The sequence below is a fragment of the Natrinema pallidum DSM 3751 genome (assembly GCF_000337615.1).
Taxonomy (GTDB): Archaea; Halobacteriota; Halobacteria; order Halobacteriales; family Natrialbaceae; genus Natrinema; species Natrinema pallidum.
The window spans coordinates 1-1,861 of record NZ_AOII01000011.1 but is presented as its reverse complement, the minus strand read 5'-3'; the positions used below and the strand labels follow the sequence as shown (position 1 = coordinate 1,861).

At 65.0% G+C, this 1,861-nt stretch carries 3 protein-coding genes and 1 pseudogene; 3 read left to right on the top strand and 1 reads right to left on the bottom strand.

Features of this window, described 5'->3' with window-relative positions; translation table 11 throughout:
- Positions 1 to 162, top strand: a pseudogene (locus tag C487_RS19115) (glutamine synthetase); the annotation flags it as partial.
- A gap of 97 nt (positions 163 to 259) precedes the next feature.
- Positions 260 to 415 (top strand): hypothetical protein, encoded by a 156-nt coding sequence (locus C487_RS20750; RefSeq protein ID WP_162471314.1) that lies wholly within the window; start codon positions 260 to 262, stop codon positions 413 to 415.
- 33 nt (positions 416 to 448) lie between these two features.
- On the opposite strand, the gene C487_RS00720 is transcribed toward C487_RS20750, so the two are convergent.
- The gene (locus C487_RS00720) at positions 449 to 1,294 is read right to left on the bottom strand and encodes a helix-hairpin-helix domain-containing protein (protein ID WP_006183734.1); all 846 of its coding nucleotides are present in this window, start codon (positions 1,292 to 1,294) and stop codon (positions 449 to 451) included.
- Between the two features lie 192 nt (positions 1,295 to 1,486).
- On the opposite strand from C487_RS00720, the gene C487_RS00715 reads away from it, so the two are divergent.
- Positions 1,487 to 1,861: gamma carbonic anhydrase family protein (locus tag C487_RS00715; RefSeq protein ID WP_006183733.1), on the top strand; the 375-nt coding region annotated here is incomplete at its 3' end.

The following is a 1,861-nucleotide window of genomic DNA, read 5'->3' as shown; positions in this document are numbered from 1 at the left end:
CTCGGCGAAGCAGTCGCGGCCCTCGAATCGGACGAGGTCATCTACGACGCGCTGGGCGACCACGTCGCGCCGAAGTTCGTCGAAGCCAAACAACAGGAGTTCCAGGACTACCTCGTCGACGTCTCCCAGTGGGAACTCGACCGCTACCTCGAAACATTCTGAGGCGGCCGCACTCTCGGTCGTGGGTTCCGTTCCGGTTCAGTCAGCGGCTGACAGGGCGTGCTCGAGGCGCTCGAGTGCGAGCGGTGCCGACTCGAGCGTGTCGGTCCCCGAGGGCAGCGAGGTTCACACCGGCAAGATCGACGGGGAGGACGACTGGAAGGTCACCAGCGTTCTGATCGATCATTCGACGTGCGCCGAATCAATGCGGTCTCGTGACTCTTCGATGGCCTGTGGCATCTCGCTCGAGCGGTGAACAAACGAGACGGACGCGGCGCTGCGATTCGATTTAGGCGTGGGCGTGCTCGATCCAGTCCTTGGCCCGGGTCTCCGAGATATCGGCGGCCTCGGCGACGGCCTCGGGACCGGCACGCGTGAGGTCGTCGACCGTCGCGATACCGGCCGCCGAGAGCTTGTCGCGGGTCTCGGCGTCGATTCCCTCGACGGACTCGAGGGTGTGCTCCGGATCGGTCTCGATCGCCGTGTGCGGCTCGTCGGTCCCCTGTATCGGGATCTCCCGCGTGACCGCCTCGGTCTGGTCCGTGAGTTGCTGCTGGAACTGCTCGATCTGTTCGGCCTGTCGTTCGAGGAGTGCCTCGATATCGCCGGTCTGGCGCTCCAGTTGGTCCTCGAGTCGGTCCTGTAGCTCCTGGGTCCGCTCGAGGTGATCGCGGAAGTGTCCGGAGAACTCATCGACGGTGTCGACCGTCCGGTCCTCGACGGCCTCCGTCATCTCGAGGAGCTGGTCGGTCTGATCGTCGAGCGCATCGACGAACGCCGCGGAGAGTTCGTCGGCGGAGTCGACGCCCTGCTCGAGTTCGCGCTCGAGCGCGTCGTAAACCGCCGCGTGAGTGCGTTTCAGCCGCTCGAAGCTCTCGTCGACCGACCGGTGGGCGTCGGTGGCGTCGTCGCTCGGGAGCAACGCCGCCATCGCGCTGACGGAGCCGTGGGTCGCCGCCTGCGCGATCTCGAGTTGGTGACGCTGGAGGGATGCCTGCCCCTTGAATCCGGTAAGAACCATCGCGTCGACGGTTCGCTGGGTGGTCATGCCCTGCGTGAGCAACTGCTGACTCTGTTTGACCGCGGTCCGCTGTGCGTCGAACATCGTTCGAATGGGGGAGTCCGATCGGGCCATCTGTTCAGCTACTGCTCCGACTCGGTACAGTATAAGTAACGGGCTTGCAAGCCACTGAAGCCCGTTAGATGGTATGCACTGGATTCGATAGCGGCGGATCGCGGCGGTTCGATCCGGGTAAGTCCCGCTCGAGCGTGACTGTCACGGGCGTCGTGCTCCGGTATTATGCCCGCGGCAGTAGTGTGACACTCCATGGTCGACAGCAGACGCTACGAGTTCGAGGGGGATCGACCGACGATCGACGACACGGCGCGAGTGAGCCGGGAGGCGACCCTCGTCGGCGACGTGGCGATCGAGGCGGACGCGAGCGTCTGGCCCGGGGTTGTCTGCCGCGGTGACATCGGCCCCGTTCGTATCGGTCGGGAGACACACGTCGGAGACAACGCGACGATTCACGCCTCACGACTCGGCGACAAAGTGATGGTCGGCCACGGGGCCGTACTCAACGAAACGACCGTCGAGGAACGGTCGCTGGTCGGGTTCAACGCGACGATCAACACCGATGTGACGATCGGCAGCGGAAGCATCGTCGCCGCCGGAACCGTCGTCCCCGACGAGTACGCCATC